Source organism: Endozoicomonas ascidiicola, assembly GCF_001646945.1.
GTDB classification, from domain to species: Bacteria; Pseudomonadota; Gammaproteobacteria; order Pseudomonadales; family Endozoicomonadaceae; genus Endozoicomonas; species Endozoicomonas ascidiicola.
On record NZ_LUTV01000007.1, the window covers coordinates 86,938 to 92,727 of the forward strand.

Below are 5,790 nucleotides of genomic sequence, written 5' to 3' on the forward strand. Positions count from 1 at the left end.
GCTCTTTGGCGTTGGTTGAGAGAGGAGGTAACTTATCATTATTGTCATAGCACCCAAGATTAACTGGTGAAGAATGTCAAAGCCTTCTGCGTGCAGATTAACCAAAAACCAGTCGAGTTAGCCGACAGACTCCATACCAAGACGTCTCTTGACGAGGAGGAAGAGGTGCTCAGAAAACCGGTTAAGCCAAAACCAAAATAAAACCGATGGTTTCAAGTGAGTTTTGGTTTAGTCATGCTAAGCGAAGGCTGTTTAGTCGAAATATAAGTCAGGAAAATAATAATGATACGACTGTCTCAACTGTTCACCGGAGCGTCCCGAGTCACTCTTCTTGGCTGGTTTTGTCTCGTGTTTCTACCCACCTGGCATTACACGTCAGCTTTGATTTTTGGTGTGGTGGGCGTGCTCAGTATTTTGTATGCCTATGCTGTTTTTTTGGGTGGCCATCTGGATGAGCCCGGTGAGAAAATGTCTGGGGATTTCTGGTCTCTGGCTGGAGTCATGAAGCTCTTTCGTTCACCGCGGGCTGTACTTTCTGGCTGGGTTCACTACCTTGCTTTCGATTTGCTGGTGGGTTTATTTATTACTTTGGATGCGGTCAGGCAAGGTGTCAGCCATTGGATTGTCATCCCCTGTCTTCTATTGACATTGATGTATGGGCCAGCAGGCTTTATTACTTATGTTGCTTTACTGCTGATTATTAAAGGGGAGTTGCCAGCGTTCTTCGGCCTGTAAAAAAGTGCAAAGAGTTGAGAGGGCGTACCTAACTATTTATCTGCAACCCCACTGTACATTGCAGTGGGGCTTGGGATTCGAGTTACTTGGTTGCAGCTAAATCACGCTGATAACTTAAGCGCTTTGCGGCATCCAGTGTCAGCATCTGCATGAAGGTTTTGGTTTCATAGTCATTACCGACAGGCGCACCATCTGAACCTCCGCCAAATACGTTAGTTGGCACCTGACGTTTGGCATAGGCTGCAGCCCACAGTTCCTGGATTTTGATTTCGGCGTCCAGCTTTTGAGCAAGAGCATTATCCGCTTCAAGAATGACTTGTTTCTGATAGGCTTCCGCTTCGGCCAGTGTGCGTTGGGTTTGGGCTTCAATCTTCGCTTTTTCAAAGTTGATTTCAGCCGTTTCCTTCTGAATTTTTGCTTCTGCTTTTAACTTCTCGGCTTTTGTAATGGCCAGCTGTTTTTCAGTTTCCGCTTCTGTGGTTTTTTGAATCTGATCCACTTTGGCTTTTGCCTGACGCTGAGCCACTTCCCGCTCACCACGGGCGATGGCCAGAAGCCGCTGTTCTTCTTCCTGAACACGCTGCTCTCGAGCAATTGCGCGATCTGCAGAGGCTTTCTGTTTCAGCTGCATCCGTTCAATAAATTTAGCGTTAGGTTTCATGTCGGTCACTAGCGCGGAAACCACCGTGATGCCATAGTCACCAAAGCGCTGGTTTTTGCGAAGTGGTTGACCGGTTTCGTCTAAGACTTTTTTGACAACAAATACAGTTTTAGCATCTTCGCCGTATTCTTCCTGTTCAGTGCCGAAGGCAGCATTTGCCGTGCCTATGGCAGAGCGGTTGGACTTGACGGTGATTTCTTTTCGTTTGACGAGATAAATGCCCGTGCTCATTTGGTTTTCAAACTCAGAGTTAAACTCTGTACGACCACCGGCGTAATATTCTTCAGCCGCCATTAATGAGGCATTGGCTTGCAGCGTTTCTTTGAAGGCAGGCAGCAAGGCAGTGCGCAGCAGATTTTCAGGTGAGCGATACTCATGAGCCAGTTTTAGAAATGCTTCTTCATCGGATGGGATGGCAAAGCGAACCGTTGCTTCGGCGTGGGCGTCGACTTGATCAAGGAACATGATGCTCAGCGGTGGAAGTGTGGCAGAGGCGCTGTCCTGATCTTTCTCGGCGGTGATATCACTGCCGATGGAAGCCGAGGAAGCCTGAACGGTCATTGCTCGTTTCCAGGCATTGTAGCGACCAAAGGGGTAAAATTTATAACCGATTTCGGTGACGACAGCTTCGTTTCCGGTCACGGTTCTTACGTGATAGATATAGCCGGGCTCAGCGTAAAAAAAAGACTGAGAAAATACATAGGCCACGAGTAGAGCAAGCACTGCACCACCCATGGCTTTCATAGAAAGAGACGATTTGAGGAAAGGGAGTTTTCCGGAATCCATTACTGATTATCCTGGTTTTTCTATTTTTAAAAGACACAGGAAGCCTTGTTGTTGCAAGCAGGCTCCCTGTGTTACTACATGATGCTAAAGAGCTGTATGGTTACGAGAACCATCAGTATCAGCAGGGTGAAAACAGAGGCGATAAATGAAGCAAAACGATATGGGATGTAGTTAGAAGTAATATGCACAAAAGCATGCAGGTAACGGAAGATCACAAATGCGAACGCCAGCCCGACCGGGATCATGCCATTCATATCCAGAGCAAAAGCCATTAAGCAAACAATATGAAAAATGATAGGTGCTTCAAATTGGTTGGTGATGTTGTTGCTGACTTTAATGACGGACTTTGGCCAGGCTCGGTTATCCAGCACTGCCTGTTTGGCATCCACTGCTTTTTCTTTGACCGCCCGATATCGGCGCACCGGCAGTACACCAAATAGGAGTATGATCAAGTAAAGGTGTGCCAACGAAGGCAATAAAATGGCATGTTCGCTCATTATTTTAAGTTCCCAGAGTATTTCTGATTGTTATTGTCTGCTGAATAATAAAGCGACAACTCTTATCTATTCAAGGTTGGAGATCTGTGACCATGTTTCCGAGCCGATCAATGTTGCCAGCTTAATGATCCTTTCTTTAATGATGGCATATTGACCATCATCGAAACTCTGCTCCTCCTGTCGGGTTTGTTGAAAACAGTCTTGCATAAAAGATAAGGCCGCTTGCAGTTCGGATTTCAGGGCGATCTGCTCCTGATCCTTATCATTCAGCATCAAGGTGATCATATGAGTTTCCAGCATGATTTCAGCGGAGTACTCATCCAGCATAACCTGTATTTCCTGAGCGGAAGCGGTCTCCAATGGCCTTTTGATCAAGGTGTATTGGCTATCCAGTTTTACGTACAATTCTGACAGGCGGGTGCGAATATCCTGCAGCCAGCGAAGCCGTTCATTAGTGACAATGGATGCCCGTAGTCGTTTGTGTTCCAGCCGTTCCTGAGACTTGATGGTTCTGCCGGTGACCAGATAACTGATGATTGCGGAAACCGTTGCACCAAGAATGGCGGCGGCAGCGGAGACAGCGGCAACCCATACTGAGTTGTCGGTTGCGGTATTACTGGCGATTTCCTGCAGGATTCTAATTTCTTCCATTATCTTATTCTTGTTGTGTATTTGTACGACAGGAGAATTAGACCTGAAAGATAGGGGGCTGACAATTGGTGAATTATTGGACTGGGAGAAATTCTAATAAAGCGAGAAAGCCTGCAAGCAGGCTTTCTTTGAGTGATTAACTCATTTTAATGTAATCACGCTTCCTCTCTTAATTCACGACGCAGGATTTTACCGACGTTACTCTTTGGTAGTTCATCTCGAAACTCGATGTACTTTGGCACTTTGTAGGCCGTGAGTTCTTTTTTACAGTAATCTCGAAGAGCTTCTGCAGTTAAGTCTTGATTACTGCTGGCCAGATAGGCTTTAACCACTTCACCGCTTTTTTCATCGGCTACGCCCACCACGGCGGCTTCAAGCACGTCAGGATGAGAGGATAAAATATCTTCCACTTCGATGGGGTAAACATTAAAGCCGGAAACAATGATCATGTCCTTTTTCCGGTCAACAATGCGCATATAGCCGTCTTCGCGAATGGCAGCGATATCACCGGTTTTCAACCAACCGTCTTCGGTGATGGTTTCGGCCGTGGCTTCAGGACGTTGCCAGTAGCCTTTCATTATTTGTGGGCCTTTTACCCATAACTCGCCACCTTCTCCGATAGGCAGTTCATTACCGTTGTCGTCCACTATTTTGCAATCGGTACTGGCCACAGGTAACCCGATGGTTCCCAGCTTGCCATGCCCAGGCGGATTAAACGACACCAGTGGAGAGGCTTCTGTCAGGCCGTAGGCTTCTGACATAGAGCAGCCGGTCATATCCATCCAGGTTTCCGTGGCTGCTTTGGTTAACGCCATACCGGCGGATGTGGTTATTTTCAGCTTGGAGAAATCAACGGCTTTGAATTCGTCATCCGCACACAGAGCAACAAAGAGTGAGTTCAGACCGACAAATATTTCAAAAGGCTGTTGCTTTAAGGTTTTAATAAATCCTGGGATGTCTCGTGGGTTAGGAATGAGAATAGAGTGGGCCCCAAAGCGCGTCAGCGCCAGCAAGTGCACTATAAATGCGTAAATATGATAAAGCGGCAAGGGGGCAATAGCGGTTTCGCCATCGTCATTGAGGATGGAATCGAAGAGTACGCAACATTGCATCGTGTTGGCACTGAGGCTGGCGTGGGTCAGCATGGCGCCTTTTGCGACACCTGTTGTACCCCCCCGTGTATTGTAAAACAGCAACATCATCACCAGCGACGTTTGGTGTTGAGTAGTTAATGTTTTTGCCTAGGGTTAGTGCTTTGCGAAACAGAATAGCGTCGGGAATAGTGACTGCGGGCACTTCTTTCTTGACATACTTAATGACGGAATTGATCAACGGGCGTTTGAGCCCGGTGTGCACATCACCCACCTGAGTAATGATGACGTGTTTAATCCCGGTTTTCTCCAAAACATTGGCAACGCGCTCACTAAAGTTTGCCAGAACCACCAACGCTTTGGCGCCGGAATCATTAAACTGATGCTCCATTTCCCGTTCGGTGTACAGTGGGTTGGTATTGACGACAACAAGACCGGCGCGCATGGCACCAAACATAGCAATGGGGTACTGCAGTAAATTGGGTAATTGAATGGCAATGCGATCGCCGGGTTTTAAATCGGTGTGTTGTTGCAGGTAAGTGGCGAATTGTGCACTTAGCTGATCCAGTTCGCCGTAAGTTAATGTTCTATTAAGGCAGGTAAAGGCGGGTCTTGTCGCATACTTTGTGAAACTTTCTTCAAAGAGTTGATTGACGGATTGGTAGAGGCTGGCCTCGATGGTTTTGGTGACCCCTTCCGGGTAGCGATCCTGAAAAAATGCTTCTGACATTGTTTTCCCTTTTATTATTATTTTGCTGGGATCTGATTGAACAATAAGGCTTGTTCATCATTTTTTAATCAAGTTATCAGTATTAAGATTGACAACCAAGCATTCGCTTGGTCGTTTTTGTTACACAATGTAAAAAGTTGATGTGATCGACAAAGTTAATCATTGGGAAATAATTTTTTACCGAGAAACTCATGTAATTACATTTTAAATTATGTTGCTTCTTGCCTGAGCAAGGATACAGATTAGACGTTCATACCGTGTCATTTTTTTAATATTTCCTGTTACATGTCATGAAATTACTGTCTATCTTTTTGCATTAAAGAACCGTACTGAGGTAAATGCAATGGAACCATCGATTGTAAATACAAGACATTATGAAGATAGAGGCTCAATTCGATATAACTATTCTGACCCTGGGGTGTGTAGTAGTAAAGACTCTAGTGTAGTGAGCTGCATTTAATACAACATAAATAATCTCGCTGTGCCATTATAGGTAAGAGCATCTAAGGACGGATACTATCTATGAGAGTCGCAGCCAAGATAAGCCTGAGTGAACAGGAACAAAAACTACTAAAACGTCTATCGTCGTCAAATAAAAGCTCTGTACGCATTGCCCGTCGTTCTAAAATTATTCTTTTG

4 protein-coding genes and 1 pseudogene are annotated in these 5,790 nt (G+C 45.7%); 1 reads left to right on the top strand and 4 read right to left on the bottom strand.

All coding sequences use genetic code 11. The annotated features are described in order from the left end of the window. The first annotated feature begins 282 nt into the window (after positions 1–282). Positions 283–735 (top strand): ABA4-like family protein, encoded by a 453-nt coding sequence (locus AKL11_RS19500; RefSeq protein WP_067520812.1) that lies wholly within the window; start codon positions 283–285, stop codon positions 733–735. A gap of 82 nt (positions 736–817) precedes the next feature. Here AKL11_RS19500 and AKL11_RS19505 read toward each other — a convergent pair whose 3' ends face one another. The 4 genes and pseudogenes from AKL11_RS19505 to AKL11_RS26820 form a co-directional block, all read right to left on the bottom strand. Continuing rightward, a complete protein-coding gene (locus AKL11_RS19505; RefSeq protein ID WP_067520817.1) occupies positions 818–2,182 on the bottom strand; it encodes an SPFH domain-containing protein in 1,365 nt (454 codons plus the stop codon). Positions 2,183–2,256: 74 nt separating this feature from the next. Beyond that, positions 2,257–2,679, bottom strand: a complete 423-nt coding sequence (locus AKL11_RS19510) for an MAPEG family protein (protein WP_067520819.1) — start codon at positions 2,677–2,679, stop codon at positions 2,257–2,259. 66 nt (positions 2,680–2,745) lie between these two features. After that, on the bottom strand, positions 2,746–3,330 hold the full coding sequence (locus tag AKL11_RS19515) for a hypothetical protein (protein WP_067520822.1): 585 nt from the start codon (positions 3,328–3,330) through the stop codon (positions 2,746–2,748). 155 nt (positions 3,331–3,485) lie between these two features. Next, positions 3,486–5,151: pseudogene (locus tag AKL11_RS26820) on the bottom strand (AMP-binding protein). Positions 5,152–5,790 lie beyond the last annotated feature (639 nt).

Bases quoted from the DNA above. Each gene is read 5' to 3' on its own strand.
- AKL11_RS19500 (WP_067520812.1), top strand. From the start codon at position 283: ATGATACGACTGTCTCAACTGTTCACCGGAGCGTCCCGAGTCACTCTT.
- AKL11_RS19505 (WP_067520817.1), bottom strand. From the start codon at position 2,182: ATGGATTCCGGAAAACTCCCTTTCCTCAAATCGTCTCTTTCTATGAAA.
- AKL11_RS19510 (WP_067520819.1), bottom strand. From the start codon at position 2,679: ATGAGCGAACATGCCATTTTATTGCCTTCGTTGGCACACCTTTACTTG.
- AKL11_RS19515 (WP_067520822.1), bottom strand. From the start codon at position 3,330: ATGGAAGAAATTAGAATCCTGCAGGAAATCGCCAGTAATACCGCAACC.